We start from the raw sequence: 25519 nt of genomic DNA, 5'->3' as shown, positions 1-25519 counted from the left end.
CACAGGGCGGCATGATGTCGGCCCGGATTGGTAGGGTTTTCTCTGTGACAGTTACTACCGCCCTGTACCGCAGATACCGTCCCGACTCGTTCGCTGACGTTATCGGGCAGGAGCATGTCACCGAGCCGTTGATGACGGCTTTGCGGAAAAACCGGGTCAACCACGCCTACCTCTTTTCCGGCCCCAGGGGCTGCGGCAAGACCACGTCCGCCCGCATCCTGGCACGCTGCCTCAACTGCGCCCAGGGCCCTACGGACACCCCCTGCGGAACCTGCCCCAGCTGCGTCGAGCTGGCCCGCGGCGGTTCCGGTTCCCTTGACGTCATCGAGATTGACGCGGCGAGCCACGGCGGTGTTGACGATGCGCGGGACCTCCGCGAGCGCGCCACCTACGCCCCGGTGCGGGACCGCTACAAGATCTTCATCATCGACGAAGCCCACATGGTCACCTCCGCCGGCTTCAACGCCCTGCTGAAGATCGTCGAAGAGCCGCCGGAACACATCAAGTTCATCTTTGCCACCACGGAGCCGGACAAGGTCATCGGAACCATCCGCTCCCGGACCCACCACTACCCCTTCCGGTTGGTGCCGCCCGAGCCGCTGATGGCTTACCTTGAGCTCCTGTGCCGCCAGGAAAACGTTCCCGTCGCCCCCGGCGTCCTGTCACTGGTCATCCGCGCCGGCGGCGGCTCCGTCCGTGATTCGCTCTCCGTCCTGGACCAGCTCATGGCAGGCGCCGGACCCAATGGACTGGACTATGAGCTCGCCGTTGCACTGCTGGGCTACACCCATGCCTCGCTGCTGGACGACGTCGTGGAGGCCGTGGCCGCCTCCGACGCCGCCACAGTCTTCCGCGCCGTGGACCGGGTCATCCAGACTGGGCACGATCCCCGCCGGTTCGTGGAGGACCTGCTGGAGCGCTTCCGGGACCTGATCATTGTCCAGGCCATGCCCGAAAGTGCGCACGCCATCCTTCGGGGAATGCCAGCGGACCAGATCGCCCGCCTCCAGAACCAGGCCCACAACCTTGGCGCCGCGGAACTCTCGCGGGCCGCGGATGTCACCAACACGGCCCTGACCGAAATGACCGGAGCCACGTCCCCGCGGCTGCACCTTGAACTGCTGTGTGCCCGGATCCTGCTGCCCAGCTCGGAACAGAATGAGCGCGGCATGGCGGCCCGCATTGACCGGGTGGAGCGGCGGCTCAACTACACCGGGAACGACGTCACCGCTCCGGCGGCCAAGGCTGCTCCCGCAACGGCAGTGCCGGCAGCCGCAACTTCCGCCGCCGCCCCGGGCACCTCCTCGCCCGAGCCCCGGCACCCAGCGGTGGCGGCCGGCCCTTCCGTTCAGGCCGCACCACAGCCACAGGCCCAAGCCGTCCCCATGCCATCCGAACCCACCCGGCCCGGCGCTGCCGAGTCCATTCCGGCCCAGGCCGCGCCCGCCCGGCCTGGCACTGACGCGCCCCGGAGCCCGCTGACACCGCCGCGGGTAAGCACCAATGACTGGCCTGTCGAGGACCCGGCGCGCCTCGGGACACCGGAGCGCCCCGCCGCCGCACGCACCGGCCAGGCAGCGCCCCAAAGTAACGCAGCGCCCCAAAGCAATGCCGTGCCGTCCAGCAGCGCAGCACCGCAAGCCAATGCCGCGCCGCCAAGCGACGCAGCAACGCCCTCCCTGGAGGACCGGCAGGCTTCCGCCCAGGCAGCGGTGCCGCCGCCGCACCAGGAGGCGCCCGCCAGGCCCGCCCCTGCGGCTCCCGCGGCCATGGGTGACGTGGAGGTCCTCCGCAGGGCGTGGCCGGATGTCCTGCAGGCACTGTCCAAAATCAAGCGCAGCACCTGGGCCCTCGTTGAGCCCAACGCGCAGGTCAGCGCCTTCGACGGCAGTGTTGTGACCTTGTCCTTCACCACGCCGGGACTCGCGGGCGCCTTTGGGAGGGCGGACCACTCGGACAACCTGCGCCAGGCCATCCACAAGACCGTCGGCATCGACTGCCAGATCAACGCGGTTTCCGGCGGCACCAGCCAAACGAGCTCTGAGCCAAACCCAAAAGTGCCGTCCAGCCCGGTGGTTCCGGCCACTTCAGCTGACGTTGCCTGGGGGCTTGCTCCTGCCCCCGCGCAGCCTGTCCCGCCGGCGCAGGCTCCCACAGCCGCCCCACCCGCGGCTCCGGCGGGCGGAAGCCCTGAGAGCCCCGCCGCGGCCCGGAACCCGGTGCCTGCCCAGGGTCCCGCTGTTGGCAGAAGCTCCGGGAGCACAGCTGTTGCCGCAAGCCCGGAAGCCGTACCGGAGGGGACTCCCGCTGTGGCCGGCTCTCCAGGCGCAGGTCCGGTGACCGACGCCGGCGTGCGCGGCCACGGGGACGCACAGCCCTCCCGTCCCGGCGCCCAGGGCCCGGGAACAGCCGCCGGCACCTCAGGCCCGGACGCCGGCCAATCCCCATACCCGTCGGCGGGTGGCGACTACTCCTACTCCGACGACGACTGGGGCCCGCCGCGGGATGAGGACGCTCCCCCGCTGGATGAGGAACCCCCGATGGACTGGGTGCCCGCCACGCCGTCCGGCAACCGGGCAACGCCACCAGCCCCCGAGGTGGGCGGCAGCCAGGAACCGTCAGGCTCCCGCGGTGACGCCGCTGCGCGCCCCCGGGAGGCAGCAACCAGTGGTTCCACCCCGGACACCGTTGCCCAGCCCGGCAGCACAGATGCGGGTCCGGCCCACGATCCCTGGACGCGGGCTGTGGAACAGGCCCCCGGCGTCTGGGTTGTCGGAGACAAGAGCAACGTGGGTGCCAACCCCGCACCCGGCTCTGTACCCGACAACATCGGAACACAGGCCGACGTTCCGCATTACGCCCCTGCAACAGCCCAGGTACCGCCCTCCATCCCCGTTTCACCCGCGGCCGCGGCCCCTGCCCCTGCCCCTGTCGCAGCAGCGGGATGGGGTTCGGGCACGAGTACGGGTTCCATCGCAGGTTCCGCCCCGGGGGCAGTCTCCGGCCCCGGTCGCGGCGCGCCCGCCGCGGGATCCTACCCGGCGCAGTCCCCCGCCTCCGCTCCCGCGCCGGAATTCGCCATGGCCTCGGCGGCAGCCGCCCCGGTGGCCAAGGCAGCGGTTGCGCCCTCCCGTCCCCAGCCGGCGGCGGCTGCACCCGTGGCCGGACGGACTGAAACGCGGCAAAGCCTCTACCAGCGGCTGTCCAACAGCCCAGAAGCTGAGGCAGGACGGGCGAAGGCACCGGCCAGGGCCGCGTCCGCACCCAGCTCCTATGTCCAGGACGTGCCCAGCGCCGACGATGAAACCATCGAGGAGTCCGGCGTCTTCGGCCGGGCTGCCGTGGAACGCATCCTGGGCGGAAAATTGATCGAGGAGCGGTCGCTGGACGGAAGCCCGGTCACGCCACGCTATTGACGGCCGGCCAGGTCGACCGCCGGCGGGCAGCCCCGCAGCCATGACCAACTGAGTGTTCCACCCGCCATCCACACCAAACTAAAGAGGGAAACGTGTACGAAGGTGCTGTCCAGGAGCTGATCGACGAGCTCGGACGCCTTCCGGGGGTGGGCCCCAAGTCCGCACAGCGGCTGGCGTTCCACATCCTTGAAGCCGACCCCCAGGATATGAAGCGGCTGGTGGAAGCAATCACCACCGTCAAGGAGCGGGTCAAGTTTTGTACGGTCTGTGGCAATGTCACGGAGCAGGAACTGTGCAACATCTGCCGCGACCCGCGCCGTGATCCCGCGATCATCTGCGTGGTGGAGGAATCCAAGGATGTCCTGGCCGTGGAGCGCACCCGTTCGTTCCGCGGCAGGTACCACGTGCTGGGCGGTGCCATCAATCCCATCGCCGGCGTGGGACCGGAACAGCTGCGGATCCGCGAGCTGCTCACACGGTTGAACGACGGCGAAATCCAGGAAGTGATTATCGCCACCGATCCCAACCTTGAGGGCGAGGCAACGGCTACTTACCTGGCCCGCATGCTCAAGACGATCGGCATAGCCGTCACCCGTCTTGCCTCCGGCCTGCCCGTGGGCGGTGACTTGGAGTATGCGGACGAAGTCACCCTGGGCCGCGCCTTCGAGGGCCGGCGCAACGCCCTGGGCTGAGCGCAGGCGCCCGGTTTTTCCGAAGCACGCCCTTCAGGCCGGATCACCCCGTGCCCCGTCGCGGCGCCGCGCTGCGCGGTAACCTCCCGCCACGACGGCGCCGGCAATCGCCGCCTGGCCAAGGAGCCCCATCCCGGGCATGGGCGCCCGGGGCTCGTCCCGGCTGCGCGGTTGCCCCTGCACGCATGGCACCTGCATCCCGTCCGCAGCTTCCTGAATCGCTGCGGGCACCCATCCCAGGACCCGGCCGGCGCGGTCTGCCTCCGCCCCAGCCATCAGGAACAGGACGGGCGGGCTCAGCGCCGGGAGCCACATCAGACGCTCGGTGTGGTAAACCTCGCTGATGCCGGCCTCGATCTCGGAGCATCGGAAGGCCACGTGGGTTCCGTCGCGCGCCCGTTCGACATTCAGCGCCACCGTGACACGTTCCTCCGCCCGGACCAGGGGCAACAATCCGATGGCTGCGGCCGGGGCCCCTGCCACAAAGGCCAAGGCCAGCAACCCGCCGGCGGCATTCGCCAGGCGCCGACGTCCAGCCCATGCGGAGAGCCCAGCGCCCATGGCACCAAACACCCCGCACTCCACCAGGACGACGCCCGCAGAAACGGCCGCCACTGCCCCCGAAGCGCCCGCGATCCAGGCCTGCACCAGCAGTACACCGAGAACAACAGCTGCCAACACCAGTCCCCGCAAAGCCGTGGCCAGCAGTACCGCCAACAGGGCAAAACCTCCGGTACGCCCCCTCACGCCGCGGAACCTGACCTCCGCTCGCACGCCCCAGGCAACAGCGGGCAAAGTGGCGGTCGCCGGCATCAGGGCTGACGCCAGCGAGTAGACCAGCATGGGAAAGACCTCCCGACCGGCCCCACCGCCCAGGGGCGCCAGCAGGACCACGGAGCCGGCAGCAGCCCACGTGCACAGGACCGCGGCCGCCACCGTAAACCAGAACCGGATGGTTGTCAGGCTGACCAGCCAGTCGGCCAGTCCCTTGACCAGGCTTGTCCTTGCGAAGCCCGGGCGTGGAGACCCGGAACGGCCGGTATCCAGGCCCTCGTTGGCGCTTTCCCCGCCGCGCTTATCCGCGTCCGGGCCGATCGGCTCAAAAACCGGCTCCTGGGGCATTCCTGCAGTTGGCTGCGGGTCGTCGGCCACTACGGAATCCTCCATATCTCCAAAGGACCCCCGGCCCTGTGCCTGCCAAGGTCCGGGCTACGGCCCGTGAAGCCGGGTAACTGGTCCCATCGTGGTCCACCACCCCGGGCCTGTCCATAGGAACCGTCGTGGCCGGTATGTGGTCACAATTCAACGCCGCTCCGGGCGCGGCGATAAACTGTCGGAGGAAAGTCGCGCCGTCCCGGCGTCAGGCTGCCTGGTTTCCCAGAACTCCAATTGATCCAATGAAGGTACGCGCATGAGTACGCCCACTGCCGAAGTGCACAACGCAACCCAGCCCCAGGTGGCCCCCGCCGCCGGCGCGGTGACGAAACAGCTCATCGTGCAGAAATTCGGCGGGTCCTCCGTTGCGGACGCCGACGGGATCAAGCGCGTGGCAAAGCGCGTCGTGGATGCCCAGGAAGCCGGCAACGAGGTAGTTGTAGTCGTCTCAGCCATGGGTGACACCACTGATGAACTCCTGGACCTCGCTGCCCAGGTGACCGACTCCGCCCCCGCCCGCGAAATGGACATGCTCCTCTCGGCCGGTGAACGCATCTCCATGGCCCTGCTGGCTATGGCCATCAACAAGCTCGGCGCCTCCGCCCAGTCCTTTACCGGATCGCAGGCAGGCATGATCACCGACGGAATCCACGGCAAGGCCCGGATTATCGACGTCGACCCGCACCGCATCCGCACCGCCCTGGACAAGGGCCACATCGCCATCGTGGCAGGCTTCCAGGGCATGAGCCGGGCCACGAACGAAATCACCACGTTGGGCCGCGGCGGCTCCGACACGACGGCGGTGGCTCTGGCGGCTGCCCTCGAAGCGGATGTCTGCGAGATCTACACCGACGTGGACGGAATCTTCACCGCCGATCCGCGCGTGGTCCCGTCGGCACAGAAGATCGACACCATTTCCAGCGAGGAGATGCTGGAGCTCGCCGCCTCGGGTGCCAAGATCCTCCACCTGCGCTGCGTGGAATACGCCCGCCGGTTCGGCGTCCCCCTGCACGTCCGTTCCTCATTCAGCCAGCATGAAGGCACCTGGGTCATCCCCAGCGCCGACGACAAGATCACCACTCAAGAGGGAGTTGCCTTGGAGCAGCCAATCATCTCCGGCGTTGCGCATGACCGTTCCGAAGCGAAGGTCACCGTGGTCGGCGTCCCCGACATCCCCGGCAAGGCCGCCGCAATCTTCCAGGTCATCGCCGACGCACACTCCAACATCGACATGATCGTCCAGAACGTGTCCACCCATGGCACGGGCAAGACCGACATCTCCTTCACCCTGCCCATCGTTGAAGGCGCGGACGCCCTGGCCGCACTTCACGCTGCCCAGGACCAGATCGGTTTTGAGGCCATTGAATACAACGAGCAGATTGGCAAGCTCTCCTTGATCGGTGCCGGCATGCGCTCCCACCCGGGCGTCTCCGCCACCTTCTTCAAGGCGCTGTCCGACGCCGGCATCAACATCAACATGATCTCCACCTCGGAAATCCGCATTTCCGTGGTGACCCACGCCGACCTGCTGGATGAGGCTGTCCGCGTGATCCACAAGGCGTTTGGGCTTGACACTGAAAGCGAAGCGACGGTTTACGGCGGCACCGGCCGCTAAGGACTCAACGAAAAAGCCGGACTGCCTCTCCTCCCACGGGAAAGGCAGCCCGGCTTTTTGGTCTTACCGTGCGCCTGGACAGGTTTAGCTTTCGCGTTCCAGGTCTTCGCGGCGCACCGCGTAGTGGTGGCCGGTTGAATCGGTCTCGACCACGAAGTGCGAGAGTTCCTCTTCGGAGGCCTGTTCGAACTCATCATGCTTGTGCACTACAGGCGCATCGGCATCCAGCCGGGTGGCGGGACCAAAGACAAAGCGCAGCCTGTCAGTCAGGCTCATGAAACCGCTGAGGACATGTGCCACTGTTTTCCACCCCCTTCCCGGACCTCGGGCGAAAGTGCAGCAGGCTCCGGCAGGAGCCAGTGCCCTTATTTTAGACCCGGGGCAGGAAAAAGGCGCCTGTTCGCGGCGGAACGGGCTGCTAGCGCAGGGACCGGTCTTCGGGGTTCCGTGGCACCACGTAAGTGCTGCCGTCCGGCCTGGTGATGGTTTCCCACTGCTGGGTTTCCGCCTGGCGCTGGACCAGCAGCCGGCGGTTTTCTTCGGTCATGTCGTGCGCCAGCGCGGTGCGGCTGGCGGGACCGAAAACCGCCCGCAGCTTGCCTGTGGCGCGCATGAAGCGCTGGGAAGCATTGCCCTTGCCTGCGGACTTGTCCCTGCCCATGAAGAGGCTTCCTTCCACTCACTGTTCACCTCCAACAAATGTACACTAATGATTAGTGCACTAACAATGGAGGACGTATGACCGCCGCAGCAGAAGCGCAAACGGAAGAACACTCTGCAGAAGGGCCATCCGGGGTGCAGGAGGACGACCTGCTGCTGAAGCACCAGCTCTGCTTCGCCCTCACGGTGGCTGCCCGCAGTGTGGTGGGGGCCTATAAACCCGTGCTCGAGAAGCTCAACCTCACCCATCCGCAATACCTGGTGATGCTCTGCCTGTGGGAAGACAGCCCGCGGACAGTAAGGAACATCAGCGAGGCCCTTGCCCAGGAGCCGGCCACCATTTCCCCGCTCCTCCGGCGGCTGGAGGCAGCGGACCTGCTCACGCGGCACCGGGCGGACGGAAACGAGCGCGCCCTCGCCGTCGAACTCACGGCCAAGGGTGCCGCCCTGCGGCAGCAGGCGCTCAAGGTACCGGGGACCATGATGGAGCGGCTCGGGCTGACCCGGGAGCAGGTGACGGAACTGCACGCGTCCATGATGGGCCTGATCGCTGCAACGTCCCGTTAAGTGCCGGCAGGACCCGTCCAGGGCACGTCGGCAGGGCGTCAAGCGACTAGAATAACCAGACCAAGGAGAGGAAGCCTGATGCGTAGTTTCCGCATACTCGCAACGGTCCTGGCATTTGGCGCCGGGCTAATCACCGGTTGCAGCGGCACTCCTGACAATGGCACGTCCGCCTCACCTGCGCCCTCCACCTCCGCAGCCGGAAGCTCATCCGCCGGCTCCCCTACTCCTTCCCCGGACACCGAAACGTCGGTACCGGCTCCCGCCCCCACCACGTCCCGGCCAAGTGCCGGCCCGGGGCAGGGAAACGCTGAACTCGCCATCACGGTGGTGCCGTCCCAGGGCGCGGATGAACTCGACTACACCCTGGTTTGTTCCGCCGGCACCCCTGCCGCGGAAAGCAGCCACCCCAACGCTGCCGCGGCCTGCGCAGCGCTGAAAGCCAACCCGGCCATCCTGTCCCCGGCGGCCCCGGGAACTTCCCAACCCTGTACCCAGCAGTACGGCGGCCCCCAGAAGGCAACCGTGACGGGCATGGTTGACGGTGTTGCCGTGGACTCCTCCTTTGCCCGGACCAACGGATGCGAAATCAGTGCGTGGGACGCTGCCAAGGACGTGCTGGGTGCCGCCGGTGGAGCCTCTTAAGCTCCTGGCGGCAGACAACGCCCAGGCGAGGGAAGAAGCCCACCTGCAGCGCGTGAGCCGCTACGCCGATCCCTACCTGGCCCGACGGTCCGCTGGCCAAAAACACCCGGTGGAGGATTTTCTCTTCACCTATTACACGCAGAAGCCGGGCCAGCTGAAGCGCTGGCACCCCGGCGCCGGAGCGGTCCTTACCGGCGCCCAGGCAGCCACGCGGCTGGGGTGGAAGCATTACAGGATGCTCGACGACGGCGAGCTCGCCTCCCTGGGGCTGGCCGCGGGAAGCACCGCGGCCACCTTAGATCGGCGCGCCTTCCTGGCCGACCGCAAGGATGCCGTGGCCTTTGCCGGCATCATCCTCCGGGGGACGGCGGCCAGGCCGGCACAGTTCGGCTGTTTCGGCCTCCACGAGTGGGCCATGGTGTACCGCCAGGACAAATTCGACCTCCGGCATGAGTATCTGCAGCTGCGGCTGGGAGCGGCCGGCACCGACCGGGTGGTGGAGGAGAACAGGATCCGCTGCACCCATTTCGATGCGTTCCGCTTCTATACCCCCGACGCCATCCCGCTCAACGAACACTCCCCCAGCCGGGACACGCAGCGCCACATGGAACAGCCGGGCTGCCTGCACGCCAACATGGACCTTTACAAGTGGGCGTACAAGCTGCTGCCTGCGCTGTCCAGTGAACTGGTCATGGACTGCTTTGAACTGTCCTGGCGGATCCGGGCCATGGATATGCAGGCTTCCCCGTACGATCTGGCTGGCTGGGGCTATCCGGCCATCCCCATCGAAACGCCGCAGGGCAAGGCCGCCTATGTCGAGCACCAGCGTGCCTTCGCCACGGAAGCGGGGGCCCTGCGGGAACGGCTCGCCGCGGAAATCGGGGCCGTGTCGGACGGAGCGCCGCATTGATCGACCTGACCATCCGAATCCGCGAGGCCCCCGATGCGCCGGAGCATGTGTTCCGGCTGGTAGCCACGGATGGCGCCCCCGCAGCCGGGACCACGCTGCCCCGACCTGGAGCAGCCCTCGCCGCCGTGGAGCGGTTCGGTGAAGGCATCTTCTTCCCCAAACCTGGTCCTCCCAAGCTGTGCACCCAGCAGTACGGCGGCCCGCAGGTTGCCACGGTCACCGGAACTTTCCATGGGCGCCACGTCAACTCGACCTTTACCCGCACCGACGGCTGCGAGATCGCCCGCTGGAAGGCCATGGCACCTTTACTGGGCGGCACAGCCACTTAGCCTTCCGCTGCCTGGCCTTCCCGCCGGCAGGAACGTAAAAAGGTCCCGGGCGGCCTGATAGCCGCCCGGGACCTCCCCCCATGCCTTCCGGATCAGGTTGCGGGTACCGCCTGGGCCAGGTCAAGCCGGGGAGCGTCGGCCGGGGCGGGGGCAGCGCCCTGTCCCACCTGCACGTTCACCCAGGTTTTGATGCCGTTGCTGCCAAGGCTCAGCCGGGAGAGGTAGGAGCCCTCCTGGAGTCCGGTCCAGCTCAGGGTCGCCGAGGTGGCGGTTCCGTTCGGCGCCACGATGGGGTTCGGGTTCACCGTGAGGTTGCCCGCGTCACCGGCGAAGGTCACAGCCTGGACGGACGCGGTGGCCGGCCCATTGTCCGGCGTGGCGTAAAGGTTGGCCACCACATAGTAGGTGCCCGCCCGCGGCGACTCCAGGTCCAGGAATTCACTGGCCGAGGCAGTGGCCACCTGGGTGGCCGTCAACCCGCCCGACGCGCTCGGTGCGTAGACCACCATGTCCCAGTCGACGTCGTTCGACTGTGCCTGGATGCCCAGCCGCGCAAACGAGGCACCGGCCGGCACCTTCACCTGGAGCAGGGCGTTGTGCGCGTCATTCGTGGCCGCGTACTCGCCCGGGGTCTTGGTGATGGCGGTCTGGCTCAGTGGTGCCAGGCCCTCCACGCCGACGGCGATGGGGTTGTCGGAGCCGGATACGAGCTCCATCGTGCCGCTGCCGGTGCCCGTGGCCGAGCTGAAGGAGAACGACGGGGCAATCTGGGCATCAACAGGACGGATGGCAATAGGGGACGTAACCGTCCGCGGGCCCTTCCAGGTGAGGCTTCCAGTGCTGAACTTGCCAACCGGTCCGCTGACGTTCCGGATGGTGACGGTAACTTCACGGGTCTGGCCGGCCCTGGCGAAGTTCAGTGCCTTGGGTTCGACGTTGACGTTGAAGCCCGGCATGTTCGCCTCGGGGTGGTACATGCCCGGGACCAGGGCGGTCAGCTTGCGCTTCACCTGGACTTCGCCCACCAGGCTGCCCAGCGCGATGGAGGGCAGGTTGAGGTCGCGGGCGGCAATGCTGCCGGCCTGCGGCGCTCCGGTGTCAACGCCCTGCCCGTTCAGGAAGCCGAGCCAGTCCTGGGTCCCGGAGTCGTAGACCAGCCCGGGATCAAGGACGCGGGTGGAATCGATGTGGCCGGCGCCGCCCTGGAAGGGGTCGGTGTTGGGCGAACCGTCGGCATTGACCAGAGGGTAGGCGGTGGTCATCATGGCGGACTTAACCATTGCCGGGGTCCACTTCGGCTGCTTGCCCAGGACCAGGGCACCGAAACCGGCGATGTGCGGTGCGGCCATGGAGGTGCCGGACATGAACCCGAACTGGTCGCCGTCGTTACCGATCGTGGAGACACCGGCCAGGACGTTGACGCCCGGGGCGGAGATGTCCGGCTTGAGCAGGTCGCCGCCGGATGCCAGGGTGGGCCCGCGGGACGAGAAGCCCGCGATTTGGGGTGCCGCGGCTGGTGGCAGACCGGTCAGGTCGCCCTTGACCAGGCTGACGGTCAGCGCCGGATTGGCTTCCAGCTTGGACTTCAGCTCCAGGCTCTTGGGGGCATTGACGTGGACAGTTGGAACAACGTGGTTGTCTGCGTCCTCCGAGCTGCTGGTGAGGTTCACCAGGATCATGCCCACGCCGCCCTTGTCCAGGACCTCCTGGCTCTTGGCGGTGCGGTCCACCACGCCGCGGTCGCAGACCACAACCTTGCCGGCCACCTTGGAGCCGTCAAGGGTCCCCGGGCCGCAGAGGTTCGGGTTTGCCGCACCCGCGGCCGCGGCGCCCGCGGCAAGGACAACGGGCTTGTCCGCCACTTCCGACTTCATAATGGACGCTCCGCGGTACAGGGAGCCGTCGGACACCTTGACCGTTCCCAGCAGGTCGCTGGGGAAGGTGGAAGCAGCCACGGTGGTCAGCCACGGTGAGGCATGGTTCACGGTGGAGGCCGCAGGGCCGGAGTTGCCGGCCGAAGCCGAAACGAAGACACCTGCGGAAGCCGCGTTCAGGAACGCCAGCGCCACGGGATCGGTGGTGCTGTTGTTATTGCCCGATATGGAGTAGTTCAGGACATCGACGCCGTCCTTGATGGCTGCGTCCACGGCCTCGACCGACGCCGAGGAGTAGCAGCCGCCCGTGTCCGGGTTGGTGTCCTCCCAGCAGACCTTGTACACCGAGACTTTGGCTGCGGGGGCCACTCCCGAGCTCTTGCCGAAGCTGGTTCCATCGATCACCTGCTCGACATTGGCATTGCCCGCCGCCGTGGTGGCGGTGTGGGTGCCGTGGCTGCCAACGTCCACCGGGGAAATCTGCTCTTCCGGGGCACGGTTTCCCGGCGCCACGTACTGCAGGAAGGAATCGGCGAAGTATCGGGCGCCGATGACCTTGGTATTGCAGAGCGAGCCGTCAAACCCGGCCCCGGTGCCCTCGCCTTTTTGGCATTCCCCTTCGAAGGTGGTGCCGTCCGCTTTGAGCATGGCAATCCTGCCATCGCCGGTGCGGTACGGGACGCCCACCTGCGGGTCACCCTGCAGTGGCTTCACGGGTTCGCCCTGCAGGAAGGGGTTGTCCGGTGCGTACCCCGAGTCGATGACACCCACCACAACGCCCTTGCCGGCGTTTGCCTGGCCGCCGAACTGTTGGGCCCATGCGCCGTCTGGGCCGGTGAGCTTGAGGAAGTCGGTGGTGGTGTAGTCAGGCTTGTTTTCGACATCGGGTGAAACCACCAGGACGCGGTTGTCCTTGGACAAGGCTGCCGCCTGCGTTGCGGTCAGCTCGGCAGTGAACCCGTTCAGTGCTGCGGTGTACTGCTTTGCGGGGCTCACACCCTGCGCCGCTGCGACTTCACGCTGCTGGTTGCGAAGGTGGGCGTCGTAGGCCTTGTAGTTGGGGCTGCCGGCGTCGAGCTTCCTGCCCTGCTGGGGCTTGGTGGCTCCCAGTCCGGCAACTCCCCCTTCGTACGCCGCGGCAGCCGGGCCGGCCAGCACCACGATGTACCGGCCGTCATTGAATTGGCTGTCCTTCGCAGTGGAGGAGGCATTTTCCGTACCTTGGCCGCCGGGTGCCGCCGACGCGGGACCCACGGCCATGGAGCTAAGGAGAAGGGGCAACCCGACGGCCAGTGCGGCCGCTTTCCGGAGGCCCCCAGCCCGCGAGGGGCTCTTTCCAGTTGATTTCACGTGCAACCCTTTCACGATGTACCGCCCAGCCTTGGTGGGCAGCCCGAACGACTGGAACTGCAGAGGGAATTACAGGTTTTGTAATTTGCTGAGACCAGACTGTTCACAGAGTACAGACTGAGAGCACGATATGACATAGGGCACATTCGAGAATTTTCCGCTTGTCATACGGGGTGGGGCGTTGGCCCGCAGGACCCGGAAACAGGCATGGAAAAGGGCGCCCCGAAGGACGCCCTGGCGAACGAGAGACCGCCGGCGAAACTACTGGCGGGGAGTGCGCACCACGTCACTGATCCATTGCCTGGTTTTTTCATCCACAGGACCGGCTACCCGCGTCTCCCGGGCCAGGCGGTCCGCCTTCACTTTTTGAAACACCATCCTGCCCAGGCCGGCGAACACGGCCGCGGCAACCATCGGCAACAGCACGGACTTCGAATTTTCTCCCATTCAGCAACTCTAGTGAACGCCCTCCGGCAACTCCATAACCCCGCCCAGGGGCGTCCCTGTCCCCGGTTCATTCCCCGCCGCCCGGCTGCCCAGGAGGCCGGATGCAAAGGGGTGCGCCCGGCCCGGTAGAATGGTAAGGCAAGCTCGCGGAGCGCCCGACCTCATGGTGAACCAACGTAGGTGACCAACAGTCCCCCCAACCCCGGTACGGCGTGAGACGGCACCACTCCGCTGCGCCCTTACCCAAGCTCACGCACAGGAGTTGCCGGATGCCCCGGATCGTTGTTGACGTCATGCCCAAGCCCGAGATTCTGGACCCGCAGGGGAAGGCGATCGTCGGCGCTCTCCCCCGGCTGGGCTTCACCAGCTTCAGCTCTGTCCGCCAGGGCAAGCGTTTCGAACTGACGGTCGACGGCGAGGTGACCGAGGAAATCCTGGCCCAGGCCCGCGACGCCGCCGAGACCCTCCTGTCCAACCCCGTGATCGAAGATGTCGTCAACGTCGAGGTCGTCGAGGCCTGACATGACTGAACTCCCCCTGATCGGCGAAGCCGTCGCAGTCGCGGCGGAGCCGCGCCTCGCCGGCGCCCGCATCGGCGTCGTTACCTTCCCCGGCACCCTTGATGACCGCGACGCCGCCCGCGCCGTGCGCCTTGCGGGCGGCACCGCCGTCGAACTTTGGCATGGCGACAGCCAGCTCGGCGATGTGGATGCCGTGGTCATCCCCGGCGGCTTCTCTTACGGCGACTACCTGCGTGCCGGCGCCATTGCCCGCTTTGCGCCGTTGATGTCCAAGATCATCGACGCCGCCAACTCCGATGCCAAGCTGCCGGTCCTCGGCATCTGCAACGGCTTCCAGATCCTCACCGAGTCGCACCTGCTGCCCGGATCGATGATCAAGAACGACCACCTGAAGTTCCTCTGCCGCGACCAGGTGCTGCGTGTCGAGAACAGCAACACTGCGTGGACCCTGGACTACCAGGCGGGCCAGGAGATCACCATCCCGCTGAAGAACCAGGATGGCCAGTACATCGCGGACGAGAAGACCCTGGACGCCCTTGAGGCTGAGGGCCGCGTTGTCTTCCGCTATGTGGGCTTCAACCCGAACGGCTCCCGCCGCGACATCGCCGGCATCTCCAATGCCGCCGGCAACGTGGTGGGCCTCATGCCGCACCCCGAACACGCCGTGGAGCCGGGCTTCGGGCCCGAATCGCTGGACGGCATCGGCGGTTCCGACACCGACGGCCTGGGCTTCTTCACCTCCGTCCTGAACAAGATTGTGGGAGGCGACAAGTGACCACGGAAACCACCAAGAAGTTCAACATCGACACCGTCGAGCACGCCGCGAAAACTCCGGACACGGAACTTCCCTGGGCCGAACTTGGCCTGAAGCGGAACGAGTTCGACGAGATCGTCAAGGTCCTGGGCCGCCGCCCCACGGGCGCGGAACTGGCCATGTACTCCGTCATGTGGAGCGAGCACTGCTCCTACAAGTCCTCCAAGAACCATCTGCGCCAGTTCGGCCAGAAGGTCACCGAGGAAATGAAGAAGGACATGCTGGTGGGCATCGGCGAAAACGCCGGCGTGACCAACCTGGGGGACGGCTGGGCCGTGACCTTCAAGATCGAATCGCACAACTCGCCGTCGTTCGTTGAGCCCTACCAGGGTGCCGCGACCGGCATCGGCGGCATTGTCCGCGACATCATCTCCATGGGCGCCCGCCCGGTTGCCGTCATGGACCCGCTGCGTTTCGGCGCCATCGACCACCCGGACACCGCCCGCGTCATGCATGGTGCCGTTGCGGGCATCGGTGGTTACGGCAACTCCCTGGGCCTGCCAAACATCGGCGGCGAGATGGTGTTCGACTCCGTGTACCAGGGCAACCCGCTGGTCAACGCCCTGGCAGTCGGCGTCATGCGGCACGAGGACATCCGCCTGGCCAACGCCTCCGGCAAGGGCAACAAGGTGGTCCTGTTCGGTGCCCGCACCGGCGGCGACGGCATCGGCGGCGCGTCCGTGCTGGCCTCCGAGTCCTTCGACGACACCAAGCCCTCCAAGCGCCCCGCAGTGCAGGTGGGCGACCCGTTCGCCGAGAAGGTCCTCATCGAGTGCTGCCTGGAGCTCTTCAAGGGCTCGCTGGTGGAAGGCATCCAGGACCTTGGCGCCGCCGGCATCTCCTGCGCCACGTCCGAGCTGGCCTCCAACGGCGACGGCGGCATGCAGGTCGAGCTGACCTCCGTCCTGCTGCGCGACCCCACGCTGACCCCGGGCGAGATCCTGATGTCCGAGTCCCAGGAACGCATGATGGCCGTTGTCACCCCGGAGAACGTGGAAGCGTTCGAGGCCGTGATGGACAAATGGGCCGTGGAGTACTCCTGGCTGGGCGAGGTGACCGATACCGGCCGCCTGATCATCACCTGGGAAGGCGAGGTGATTGTCGACGTCGACCCCCGCACCGTGGCGCACGACGGGCCGGTTTATGACCGCCCGTATGCCCGTCCCGAGTGGCAGGATGCCGTGCAGGCGGACACCTTCACCGGTTCCGTGCAGGACGCCGGCCGCCCGGCCGCCCCCGCTGAGCTGGCAAAGGCCGTCACCGAACTGGTGGCGTCACCGAACATGTGCTCCAAGTCCTGGATCACCAACCAGTACGACCGCTACGTGGGCGGCAACACCTCCATGGCGTTCCCCGACGACGCCGGCGTGGTGCGCGTGGACGAGGAAACCGGCCTGGGCGTTGCCCTGGCCACCGACGCCAACGGCCGCTACACCTACCTGGACCCGTACCACGGCGCGCAGCTGGCACTGGCCGAGGCCTACCGCAACGTAGCCACCGCAGGCGCCATCCCCATGGCCGTCAGCGACTGCCTGAACTTCGGCTCCCCCGAGGACCCGGATGTGATGTGGCAGCTCGCCGAGGCCATCCGCGGCCTCTCCGACGCCTGCATGGTGCTGGGCATCCCGGTCACCGGCGGCAACGTCTCGCTCTACAACCAGACCGGCACCACGCCCATCCACCCCTCCCCGGTGGTGGCAGTCCTGGGCAAGCTCGACGACGTTGCGCGCCGCACGCCGTCGGGCTGGCGTGAGGATGGCCAGGCGATCTACCTGCTGGGCACCACGGGCGCCGAGCTGGACGGTTCCGAATGGGCCAACATGCGCGGACACCTGGGCGGACAGCCGCCGAAGGTGGACCTCGAGGCCGAGCGCGCGCTGGGCGAGATCCTGATCAACGCGTCCCGCGACGGCATGATCGACTCCGCCCACGACCTCTCCGAAGGCGGCCTCGCGGCTGCGCTGGTGGAGTCCTCGCTGCGCTACGGCGTGGGTGCCCGGATCGCGCTGCAGGACGTCATGGACCGGGACGGCGTGGACCTGTTCACGGCCCTGTTCTCCGAGTCCCAGGGCCGTGCCGTTGTGGGCGTCCCCCGCTCCGAGGAAGTCCGCTTCACGGACATGTGCACCGCCCGCGGCTTCACCCACACCCGCATCGGCGTGGTGGACGCGGCCAGCGGCAAGCTGGAGATCAACGGCGTGGAGGGCCTGTCCCTGGACGCGCTCCGCGAAGCCCACGAAGGGACCCTGCCGAAGTACTTCGGCTAGGCCCCACAGAACGCGGACGGACACTCAAGCCCATAGCGAGGGCTTTGGGTGTCCGTCCGCATTTAAGGACCGGTTCAGTCCTCGCTGTGCAGCTCCCGCTGCCGTGCACTGAGCAGCTCGAACTCCGGCCGGGCTGCCACAAAACGTTCGACGGCGGCCAGCACCTCCACGAGATGGGCCCGGTCAGCTGCCACCAGGCCAACGCCGACCTGCGAGCGCCGGTACTGGGCATGGTCCCCGACTTCGGCGACTGACACCTCGAAGCGGCGTTTGAGCTCGGCAAGGAGCGGCCTGACGACGGAGCGCTTTTCCTTCAGGCTCTGCACGTCCCCAAGGAGGATGTCGAACTCGATCCAGCCGATCCACATGGCCGCCCCTGTCTTTACTCGATGGTGAGCTCACCCATCAGGTCCCACCCTTCGCCGTCCAGCTGGCGGCTGATGATCCTGGGTGTTTCGGCGAGTGCCTGGGGCATGTCGGCCATGGCCTTCTTGAAGTGCCCGCTGTTGACATGGTCTCCCGCGGCGTCGTCCTTGAACGCTTCCACCAGGACGAACTCGTTGGGATCGTCCAAACTTCGGGACCAGTCGAACCACAGGTTGCCCGGCTCCTCCCGGGTAGCCCGGGTGAAGTCTGCCACCAGATCGAGCCAGCGCCCGGACCATTCGGGCTTGACCTTGAACTTGACGACGATAAAGATCACTGGGATGTTCCTTCCGCGGCGAGGGTGCGTGCCCCTTCAATGTACCGGGAAGTAACGTAGCGCTGTGCCGCGCGGGTGACCAGGCCACCGGCGGCGTAGAACCAGTTGGCAGGCCTGCTGAAAGCACGGATCCGCAGCCACACCTCTCCGTGGCTGTTGATCTCCACCTCGAAGGATTCCTCGCCACGGGCGGGGTGGCCGGGCAGCGTCCCGTAGCCAAACCCGGCGGATTGGGGAACACCGTCCGGTGCCGGCTCCCGCGCCCACACCACCTGGCAGGGCGCGGGCAGGCGGAAGGGCCCGACGCCGAAACCGCTCACCACGTGTGCCCCGGGCACCGCCCTTGGCGAGTCTGCCCGCACCGTGAGGCCAGCCCTCCGCTGCAGTTCCCAGCCCAGGATGCCGTCCGCCACGCGCCGGTAGACGCCAAGGCCGGTACCCAGGCGGGCTTCCTCAAGGACGCGGTCGTACCCCACTGGCGCGACGCCGCGCTCCGTGCCGCCAATTCCCGGATAGCCAAGTCTTCCCGCGTCAATCATCGCCGCCTGCCCTTTCGAGGCGTGCCCACCCCAGTTGATCCTGCTGCTTCCGGCTCAAGCCTGACACCACAAGGTCGTAGGAGTCCTCAACCATGTCCCGGATCATCCCGTCCGGCAGCGACCCGTCGATGCGCACACCATTCCAGTGGGTCTTGTTCATGTGCCACGCCCCGGTGATTGCCGGGTGTACCGCGCGCAGCTGCACGGCCAGGGCCGGCTCGCACTTCAAGTTCACGTAGAAATCGCGTTCGTCCATGGACGACAGGGCAAACAGTTTAGCCTCGTGCCGCGCTCCCCCGGCAGTCCCGGCACGGACCTTGAAGACCGAAGTCTCCGGTCCGAACGGAAAATCCTCATAGGCTCCGGGAAACGAAAGGCAGATCTTCCGCAGCGCACTTGGGTCCATAACGGAAGCCTATAAAGCAGACCTGCGCGGTGCTAGTCTGCGAACATGTCACGCGACCAGGGAGCCATACCTGTTCTGGACCTGCGTGCCGCCCGGCGGGCCGACGGCACATTCAGCCCGGAGTTCATCGACCAGCTGCGGCACGCCACCCACGACATCGGGTTCTTCCAGGTCACCGGTTATGGTGGCCGCCCGGGACAGGCCGAAGAGCTCCTGGACACTATTCAGCGCTTCTTCGACCTGCCCCTTGAGGAGCGGATGAAGCTGGACAACCGCCTCTCCCCCCACTTCCGTGGCTACACGCGCATGGGCACCGAGGTGACCCAGGGCCGGGCCGACGCTCGGGAGCAGATCGACTATTCACCGGAGCGCGAGCCGGTGCGGGACTACCCGGACAGCCAGCCTTACTGGCTGCTGCAGGGTCCCAATCTCTGGCCCGATGAAACATTCCCCGAGCTGAAGCCTGCTGCCATGGAGTGGGCGGAGCTGATGTCCGGCGTGGGCATGGAACTGTTGAGGACAATCGCCGTTTCGCTCCAGCTGCCGGAGGACTACTTCGACGGGCCCTTCCGGGATTCACCGGCATGGATGGGCAAGCTGGTCCACTACGTGGGCGGCGTGGTGGAAGCGGCCGGGGACCAGGGCGTTGGCTCGCACGCGGACTACGGCTTCGTAACCCTCCTGCTGCAGGACAACGTAGGCGGCCTGGAAGTGCTGCCGCCCGGAACCACCCAGTGGCTGCCTGTGGAGCCCCTGCCGGGGGCACTGGTGGTGAACCTTGGCGAGATGCTCGAAGTAGCCACGGAGGGATACCTGGCGGCGACCATCCACCGCGTCCAGGCACCGCCACCGGGCGTCGACCGGTACTCGGTGCCGTTCTTCTGGTCGCCGCGGCTCGACGCGGTCATCGAGCCCGTCCCCCTGGCACCCGAGCTAAAGGCGGCTGCCCGGGGTATCACGGACGATCCGGACAACCCGCTCCTGGCATCGTTCGGCCTCAACATGCTCAAGGGCCGGATGCGGGCACACCCGGACGTGACCGAACGGCACTATCCGGAGTTGATGAAGCGCTAAAGGTTGTACTTCCAGGCAAGCTGCGCCGGACACAGATTCATCACCACGTCCAGCCCCGCCGCCTTGGCACGTTCCGCCGCTGCCTCGTCGATGACCCCCAGCTGCAGCCACACGGCTTTCGCCCCGGCGGCAATGGCCTGGTCCACCACGCTGCCCACCTTCTGCGAGTTCACAAAGCAGTCCACGACGTCGATGGGCTGCTTGTCCGCTGGGATGTCGCCGAGGGTGCGATAGCCGGGTTCGCCGTGGACAGTGTCGCCGTTCAGGTTGACGGGGATGATCTCCATGCCGAGCCGGTCGCGGATCATCAGCGAGACGTCGTAGGCGGAGCGCCACTCATTGGTGGTGAGTCCGACGATGGCCCACCGGCCCTTGGTTCGCAGAAGGCGTTCGATGACTGCGGGATCGTTCGTGTGGCCCATGGGATCAGCCTACGCTGCCCGTCCTGTCATGCTTCAGCTACTTCAGCGGGGTGGCGGCCTTGGGGCCTGTGCCCTGCGACTCTGAACCCTCTGCGCCCTGTGTCCCTGGTTCCTGTGTCCCTGGGTCCTGTGGCTGGCCTTGGCCCGGCACCCGGCCGGTGGTGGCAGCGGAACCGGCCGCCTTCTGCGCCGTCCCGGCCGGGTCCACGCCGCCTGCCACAGTAGCCGGTGCCGGCGCCCCGGCCTTGCCCGGTCCGGCCGCAGCCGGATCCGCCGGGGTTCCCGCCGGCACAGCCCGTCCGCTGCCATCCATGCCGCCGACGGCTCCACCCACTGCAGCAGCCCCGGGTTCGGCCGCGCAGTTCCCTGGACCTGTGCCGGCGTCGTGCTTGACGGGGCCGGCACACGCCGGCGTGCGGGTGCGGCCGAACAGGCCGGCAGGATCGCGCAGGAAACGGGACGCACGGTGTGACGCGTCCGCAGCCCCAGCCGGTGCGGCAGTTGCGCCGGACTGGGTGACTTCCCCGTCCGCGGCCACGTCTGGCCCGCCGTCGGTGGAGGAGGCGGCCGACGCGGCGTCGGTCGTATGGTTCCACGGCATCCATTCCGTCAGCACGTGCTCAATGGGGCTGCCTCCGGGAGCGGTGGAGCTGGCGGCTACTCCGCCAACGCCCAGCCCCATTCCCGCCACGAGGACCAGGCCCAGCGCGGTGGGGCGGTGCCGACGGCGGCGGCGCGCCAGTTCATCGCCCGGCGGGTCGTCAACCCATTGCTCACCATCCGGCTGCTCAACCCGCTGCTCACCCTCGAGTTTCCCGGAAGTGGCGTCTTCTGCCGGACCTCCCGCTGCCAGCATCGCGGCAAGCTCGCCGGTGGGCGCGGGTACGGGCAGTGAGGCCAGGGCGCCCAGTGCGACCAGGGTGTCACGGAGTTCCGCATCCTGGGCTGCACCGGCGTCCTGGAGCATGTCGTCGACGAGGGCGATGAGATAATCCGAAGCGGACGTCATGGCGTGAAATACTCCTTCACTGCCGCAAGTTCCCGAAGTTTCAGCAGCGCGCGCCGCTGGAGCTGTTTCACGGCACCGGCGCTCTTATCGATGGTTTCCGCGGTCTGTTCCACTGTCAGGCCACCCACCAGGCGAAGCGACAGCACGTCCCGCTGGTCCTGCGGCAGCCCGTCCAGCAGCCCGAGGACTTCCCTGGGTGAGATGCGCTCCAGCGCCAGCTTTTCCGCTGAGCTGTCCTGGCGCTGGTCAAGCTCTGGCTCGAACGGCAGTTTGAGCGGGCTTCGGCTTTGGCGGCGGTGGTCGTCCACCATCCGCGCATGGGCAACGGAGAAAATGAAGGTACGCAGCCCCGCATCCCCTCCGCGGACACTGTCGAGCCTGGGCAGGACGGAAAGAAACACTTCCTGCATGGCGGCCTCCGGATCCTCGACTCCCCGGGCGGTGAGATAGCCCAGCACCTGCGACGCGTACGTCTTGTAGACGAGGCTGAAGGCAGCGGTCCCGGGAGTTGGCTGGTCCGGAGCCTCGTCTGTCTGTGCATCGGTCACTGACGTAGTGCTTTCCGTCAAAGAGGGAGTTGGCAAGGTGAACGCTCAGTACATCCGGAACGCTGCCCCTACTTTACCCTTCAGTAACAACCGCTGCCGGAAGCGCCACGGCGCCGGGTAAGCGGGCCGTTGCGGGCTCCCGGCACCTGAAGCCGGCTGGGCGGAAAACAAAAGAGCCGGTCTGGAACGTGATGGGGGACAGGTTCCAGACCGGCACTTCATAGGGGTAATCGCTGCGCACCCCCAAAGGGTTACGCGATTTCAAAAACTTTTTTGGCAGCCGTTCCGCGGCTGTCAGCGGGTAGCTGCCCTGGTCCACCGGGGCGGCGTCGCCTGCCTGCGCGATGCCTTGGCCAGCGCGAAAAAGTGCAGCCTGGCGGGCAGGCGCTCGTCGCCACAGACAGGTACGACGGCGGAGGGCAGCTCCGCGGGAACGGCGGCGGCTGCCGCTACGGGCACGGTTGCGGGACGGGATACGGCCCCGGCGGGACAGAGGTCGGTGACCAGGCCGGTGCCGGCGCACTCACGCACGGCAGCGATCCCTGCCGCCAGGGCCTGCTTGTCATGGTACGGCCCGGAGACAGCCACCACTGCGCCATCCGGGGCCAGGAGCCGGAACCGGAACAACGAATCAGCGTCAATGAATGCTTCAAATTTTCCGGCCATGACGATCCTTCCTTGGGCACCAGGGGGTACTACCGAGTCTTGCCGGTACGCGTGCAGCCTCACAAGACCGTGCGCGTTAAGCCTGTGTAAATTGCTTTTCCACCCGGGGCCGAACGTCCCGGGACGCACAAGCGGCAGGCCACCCGCAAAGGTGGCCTGCCGCCGTCGTCATGCTGCCCTGGGGGGTGTCAGTCGTTGATGAGGTCGTTCACCACGATGGTCTGGTCCCGGTCCGGGCCCACGCCGATGGCGGAGAACCGGGTTCCGGAAAGCTTCTCAAGGGCCAGCACGTAATTCCGGGCGTTCTCCGGCAGGTCCGCCAGGGTGCGTGCCCCGGTGATGTCCTCGGTCCAGCCGTCGAAGTACTCGAAGATGGGCTTGGCGTGGTGGAACTCGGTCTGCGTCATGGGCATTTCATCGTGCCGGACGCCGTCCACGTCGTAGGCCACGCACACGGGAATCTGTTCGATGCCGGTGAGCACGTCCAGCTTGGTGACGAAGTAGTCCGTGAAGCCGTTGACGCGGGAGGCATGCCGGGCCAGGACGGCGTCGTACCAGCCGCAGCGGCGCGGGCGTCCGGTGTTGACGCCGAATTCGCCGCCGGTCTTCTGCAGGTACATGCCCATCTCGTCGAAGAGTTCCGTGGGGAACGGGCCGGCGCCAACGCGGGTGGTGTAGGCCTTGATGATGCCGATGGAGCGCGAGATGCGGGTGGGCCCGATGCCGGAGCCAACCGACGCGCCGCCGGCGGTGGGGTTGGAGGAGGTCACGAACGGGTAGGTGCCGTGGTCCACGTCCAGGAACGTAGCCTGGCCGCCTTCCATCAGGACCACCTTGCCCTCGTCCAGCGCGGTGTTCAGGACCAGGGTGCTGTCGATGACCAGCGGACGGAGCCGCTCGGCGAAGGACAGGAAGTAGTCCACGATCTCGTCCACGACAACGCTGCGGCGGTTGTAGACCTTGACCAGGAGTTCGTTCTTCTGGCGCAGCGAGCCTTCCACCTTCTGGCGGAGGATGGATTCGTCAAAGACGTCCTGGACGCGGATGCCCAGCCGGGCCACCTTGTCCATGTAGGCGGGGCCGATGCCGCGGCCGGTGGTGCCGATGGCGCGGCTGCCCAGGAAGCGTTCGGTCACTTTGTCCAGGACCTGGTGGTACGGGGCCACCAGGTGGGCGTTGGCGGAAACCCGCAGCTTCGAGGTGTCCGCACCGCGGGCCTGGAGCCCGTCGATTTCCTGGAAGAGGGCTTCGAGGTTCACCACGCAGCCGTTGCCGATGATGGGAACAGCGTTGGGGCTGAGAATGCCTGCCGGCAGCAGCTTGAGTTCGTACTTTTCACCGCCTACGACGACGGTGTGCCCGGCATTGTTGCCGCCATTGGGCTTGACGACGTAGTCAACACGGCCGCCCAAAAGGTCGGTGGCCTTGCCTTTTCCTTCGTCGCCCCACTGGGCTCCTACGATCACAATTGCTGGCATGGGATCCTCCCCCATTCGTTCGGGCTGCCCGGGTCCAGCCATCTGGTGGCGGGCCCATGCAGCGCCGTTCATGAGAATGCCCCGAACATACCGGCCTTCGCACAGCCGCAGCACGGCACGGCGAAGCAAGAGTTCCGGGGCTCTTACCACCCAAGTTTAGCCGATGGGGCACTTTGTCCACTGTTGTGGCCCGCCGCGGCCCTTTCGCAAATATGGGCCGCGGCGGGCGCCGGGCCTCCTACTCGTCCTCGGCCTCCCCCGCGGGCCGGGACGTCTGCTCGGCGAGCGTGTCCCAGAAGGAGGTGTCGGCGTCGGCAATGGATCCATCCGCGATGGCCGCGGCGGTGGACGCCAGCGTGGTGACCGTCTGCTTGATCAGGTAGCCATTGCTCCGCTGCCCCAGCGCGTAACCATCCAGGTAGTGGTCGGACATGCCGCGCATCTCGAAAAGCAGGGTGGCAATGCCGTATTCCACGGAGATGCCGTTGCGGCTGATGGTCTCGGCGCTGCCGCCCTGGTACCTGCCCAGGTGGCCCCAGCCGGTGGAGTCAACGTTGTTGAAGACAACGGCGCCGAGCCGCTTTGATTTCTCGACGACGGCGGGGTCGGCGTTCGGGGTGGTGGGGTACAGGATGGAGCCGGAAACCAGCTTGCCGTCGCGCTCGGCGCGGGTGCCCTGGTGGTGCAGGTCGATCATGTAGTCAATGCGGTACTTGCGCATCACGTTGTTGTGCAGCGCCTGGGTCTCCGGCTGGACCTTGGCCACATGGTCCCGGTTCAGGTCCACGCCCTCCGCGTTGTAGCGGGTGAGGTGGCGGTCCCCTTTGGCAAGGTAGTCGTCCAGGGAGAAGTTGACATCCCCCATGGCACCGTCCGCGTTGAGCATGGGCACGATGAGGATGTTCACGCCGTCCAGGATGCCTGCCGACTTGCCCGTGCCCAGGTGCTTGACGAACTCGAGGGCACCCTCGGTGGTGAGCTGTTCATTGCCGTGCTGCTGGGTCAAATACAGGATGGTGGGCTTGGCCGGGTCCGATATGTACTTGACCAGGTGGATGTCGCGGCCTTTGACGGTCTGGCCGATGACCTCCAGCTCCATGGCGGGCTGGCGCGCATCCTGGTCCTTCAGGAACGAGACCATCTGGTCGTAGGTGGCCAGCTTCGACGTGGTGATCTGGCCGTTGCCGTCGTAGGAAGGCCCTTCGCCTACGGCGCCGGCCAGGGGCGCCGGACCTGCTGCGACGACAGCGAGCGACAGGGCGCCTGCGGCGGCGAGGGCCTTGAAAGAAGACAGGGATATTTTCACGTGCGGTACCTCTTTCGAGTGCATTGAGTGGGTCCAGCCGCCATGTCCCCCATCGCGGACTGTGACAAAATCCAAGCAATAATGCGAAATTCTGTCAATTAATTTGACA

The 25519-nt window shown here is 66.9% G+C and carries 26 protein-coding genes; 11 read left to right on the top strand and 15 right to left on the bottom strand.

Translation table 11 applies throughout. From position 1 onward, the window contains the following. Positions 1–14 precede the first annotated feature (14 nt). Both LDO14_RS03040 and recR read left to right on the top strand, forming a co-directional pair. Entirely contained in the window at positions 15–3416 is a 3402-nt protein-coding gene (locus tag LDO14_RS03040) for a DNA polymerase III subunit gamma and tau (RefSeq protein ID WP_223993701.1), read from the top strand. 92 nt (positions 3417–3508) lie between these two features. Further along, positions 3509–4108, top strand: a complete 600-nt coding sequence (gene recR / locus LDO14_RS03035) for a recombination mediator RecR (RefSeq protein ID WP_018771859.1) — start codon at positions 3509–3511, stop codon at positions 4106–4108. A gap of 33 nt (positions 4109–4141) precedes the next feature. On the opposite strand, the gene LDO14_RS03030 is transcribed toward recR, so the two are convergent. After that, positions 4142–5260 (bottom strand): hypothetical protein, encoded by a 1119-nt coding sequence (locus LDO14_RS03030; RefSeq protein ID WP_223993699.1) that lies wholly within the window; start codon positions 5258–5260, stop codon positions 4142–4144. Positions 5261–5519: 259 nt separating this feature from the next. Between LDO14_RS03030 and LDO14_RS03025 the strand changes: the two genes are divergently transcribed. Beyond that, positions 5520–6878 (top strand): aspartate kinase, encoded by a 1359-nt coding sequence (locus LDO14_RS03025; RefSeq protein ID WP_018771857.1) that lies wholly within the window; start codon positions 5520–5522, stop codon positions 6876–6878. A gap of 84 nt (positions 6879–6962) precedes the next feature. Here the strand turns inward: LDO14_RS03025 and LDO14_RS03020 are convergent, their stop codons facing one another. After that, the gene (locus LDO14_RS03020; protein WP_018771856.1) at positions 6963–7178 is read right to left on the bottom strand and encodes a hypothetical protein; all 216 of its coding nucleotides are present in this window, start codon (positions 7176–7178) and stop codon (positions 6963–6965) included. Between the two features lie 118 nt (positions 7179–7296). Continuing rightward, on the bottom strand, positions 7297–7539 hold the full coding sequence (locus tag LDO14_RS03015; RefSeq protein ID WP_018771855.1) for a hypothetical protein: 243 nt from the start codon (positions 7537–7539) through the stop codon (positions 7297–7299). A 77-nt stretch (positions 7540–7616) separates the two neighbouring features. On the opposite strand from LDO14_RS03015, the gene LDO14_RS03010 reads away from it, so the two are divergent. From LDO14_RS03010 to LDO14_RS02995, 4 genes are all read left to right on the top strand, one after another. Next, positions 7617–8105, top strand: a complete 489-nt coding sequence (locus LDO14_RS03010) for a MarR family transcriptional regulator (protein WP_223993698.1) — start codon at positions 7617–7619, stop codon at positions 8103–8105. 78 nt (positions 8106–8183) lie between these two features. Next, positions 8184–8747, top strand: a complete 564-nt coding sequence (locus LDO14_RS03005; protein ID WP_144601217.1) for an SSI family serine proteinase inhibitor — start codon at positions 8184–8186, stop codon at positions 8745–8747. After that, positions 8725–9657, top strand: coding sequence for a 3-methyladenine DNA glycosylase (locus LDO14_RS03000; protein ID WP_223993696.1), 933 nt, complete (start codon positions 8725–8727; stop codon positions 9655–9657). The genes LDO14_RS03005 and LDO14_RS03000 overlap by 23 nt, the downstream gene beginning before the upstream one ends. Beyond that, a complete protein-coding gene (locus tag LDO14_RS02995) occupies positions 9654–9986 on the top strand; it encodes a serine protease inhibitor (RefSeq protein ID WP_134165167.1) in 333 nt (110 codons plus the stop codon). Before LDO14_RS03000 ends, LDO14_RS02995 begins: the two co-directional genes overlap by 4 nt. Before the next feature lie 92 nt (positions 9987–10078). Here the strand turns inward: LDO14_RS02995 and LDO14_RS02990 are convergent, their stop codons facing one another. Beyond that, positions 10079–13120, bottom strand: a complete 3042-nt coding sequence (locus LDO14_RS02990; RefSeq protein ID WP_223995097.1) for a S8 family serine peptidase — start codon at positions 13118–13120, stop codon at positions 10079–10081. Positions 13121–13471: 351 nt separating this feature from the next. Beyond that, complete coding sequence (locus tag LDO14_RS02985) at positions 13472–13657, bottom strand: hypothetical protein (protein ID WP_018771849.1); 186 nt, start codon at positions 13655–13657, stop codon at positions 13472–13474. Between the two features lie 269 nt (positions 13658–13926). Here LDO14_RS02985 and purS point away from each other — a divergent pair, with 269 nt between their 5' ends. The 3 genes from purS to purL are packed head-to-tail and all read left to right on the top strand — an operon-like array spanning position 13927 to position 17259. Continuing rightward, positions 13927–14178 carry a phosphoribosylformylglycinamidine synthase subunit PurS gene (gene purS, locus LDO14_RS02980; protein WP_015935902.1) on the top strand — a complete coding sequence of 84 codons (252 nt, stop codon included), beginning with the start codon at positions 13927–13929 and terminating at the stop codon, positions 14176–14178. 1 nt (position 14179) lies between these two features. After that, the gene (purQ, locus tag LDO14_RS02975) at positions 14180–14953 is read left to right on the top strand and encodes a phosphoribosylformylglycinamidine synthase subunit PurQ (protein ID WP_018771848.1); all 774 of its coding nucleotides are present in this window, start codon (positions 14180–14182) and stop codon (positions 14951–14953) included. Continuing rightward, entirely contained in the window at positions 14950–17259 is a 2310-nt protein-coding gene (purL, locus tag LDO14_RS02970; RefSeq protein WP_223993694.1) for a phosphoribosylformylglycinamidine synthase subunit PurL, read from the top strand. Before purQ ends, purL begins: the two co-directional genes overlap by 4 nt. Positions 17260–17333: 74 nt before the next feature. Here the strand turns inward: purL and LDO14_RS02965 are convergent, their stop codons facing one another. From LDO14_RS02965 to LDO14_RS02950, 4 genes are read right to left on the bottom strand one after another with little or no spacing between them, the layout of a single operon-like run. Then, positions 17334–17627 carry a DUF503 domain-containing protein gene (locus tag LDO14_RS02965; protein WP_018771846.1) on the bottom strand — a complete coding sequence of 98 codons (294 nt, stop codon included), beginning with the start codon at positions 17625–17627 and terminating at the stop codon, positions 17334–17336. Between the two features lie 14 nt (positions 17628–17641). Beyond that, positions 17642–17962, bottom strand: a complete 321-nt coding sequence (locus LDO14_RS02960; protein WP_223993692.1) for a putative quinol monooxygenase — start codon at positions 17960–17962, stop codon at positions 17642–17644. After that, the gene (locus LDO14_RS02955) at positions 17959–18501 is read right to left on the bottom strand and encodes a DUF1990 domain-containing protein (RefSeq protein WP_223993690.1); all 543 of its coding nucleotides are present in this window, start codon (positions 18499–18501) and stop codon (positions 17959–17961) included. Before LDO14_RS02955 ends, LDO14_RS02960 begins: the two co-directional genes overlap by 4 nt. Beyond that, positions 18494–18907 (bottom strand): MmcQ/YjbR family DNA-binding protein, encoded by a 414-nt coding sequence (locus LDO14_RS02950; RefSeq protein WP_018771843.1) that lies wholly within the window; start codon positions 18905–18907, stop codon positions 18494–18496. Before LDO14_RS02950 ends, LDO14_RS02955 begins: the two co-directional genes overlap by 8 nt. A gap of 45 nt (positions 18908–18952) precedes the next feature. On the opposite strand from LDO14_RS02950, the gene LDO14_RS02945 reads away from it, so the two are divergent. Beyond that, positions 18953–19981, top strand: coding sequence for a 2-oxoglutarate and iron-dependent oxygenase domain-containing protein (locus LDO14_RS02945; protein WP_223993688.1), 1029 nt, complete (start codon positions 18953–18955; stop codon positions 19979–19981). On the opposite strand, the gene LDO14_RS02940 is transcribed toward LDO14_RS02945, so the two are convergent. The 6 genes from LDO14_RS02940 to LDO14_RS02915 form a co-directional block, all read right to left on the bottom strand. Next, positions 19978–20403 (bottom strand): CoA-binding protein, encoded by a 426-nt coding sequence (locus LDO14_RS02940; RefSeq protein ID WP_018771841.1) that lies wholly within the window; start codon positions 20401–20403, stop codon positions 19978–19980. The genes LDO14_RS02945 and LDO14_RS02940 overlap by 4 nt on opposite strands. Positions 20404–20440: 37 nt before the next feature. Then, positions 20441–21412: a hypothetical protein gene (locus LDO14_RS02935; protein WP_223993686.1), complete on the bottom strand. Its 972-nt coding sequence runs from the start codon at positions 21410–21412 to the stop codon at positions 20441–20443. Next, a complete protein-coding gene (locus tag LDO14_RS02930) occupies positions 21409–21960 on the bottom strand; it encodes a sigma-70 family RNA polymerase sigma factor (protein ID WP_056392220.1) in 552 nt (183 codons plus the stop codon). The genes LDO14_RS02935 and LDO14_RS02930 overlap by 4 nt, the downstream gene beginning before the upstream one ends. Before the next feature lie 294 nt (positions 21961–22254). After that, the gene (locus LDO14_RS02925; RefSeq protein ID WP_223993684.1) at positions 22255–22626 is read right to left on the bottom strand and encodes a DUF1508 domain-containing protein; all 372 of its coding nucleotides are present in this window, start codon (positions 22624–22626) and stop codon (positions 22255–22257) included. A 188-nt stretch (positions 22627–22814) separates the two neighbouring features. Continuing rightward, complete coding sequence (locus tag LDO14_RS02920) at positions 22815–24104, bottom strand: adenylosuccinate synthase (protein ID WP_026266160.1); 1290 nt, start codon at positions 24102–24104, stop codon at positions 22815–22817. A gap of 238 nt (positions 24105–24342) precedes the next feature. After that, on the bottom strand, positions 24343–25434 hold the full coding sequence (locus LDO14_RS02915) for a M14 family zinc carboxypeptidase (protein WP_134165176.1): 1092 nt from the start codon (positions 25432–25434) through the stop codon (positions 24343–24345). Positions 25435–25519 lie beyond the last annotated feature (85 nt).

Origin of the sequence: Arthrobacter sp. NicSoilB11 (genome assembly GCF_019977375.1) — a bacterium.
Classification (GTDB): Bacteria; Actinomycetota; Actinomycetes; order Actinomycetales; family Micrococcaceae; genus Arthrobacter.
Note: the sequence above shows the minus strand (reverse complement) of the source record. Positions and strands in the feature narration are given on the sequence as shown.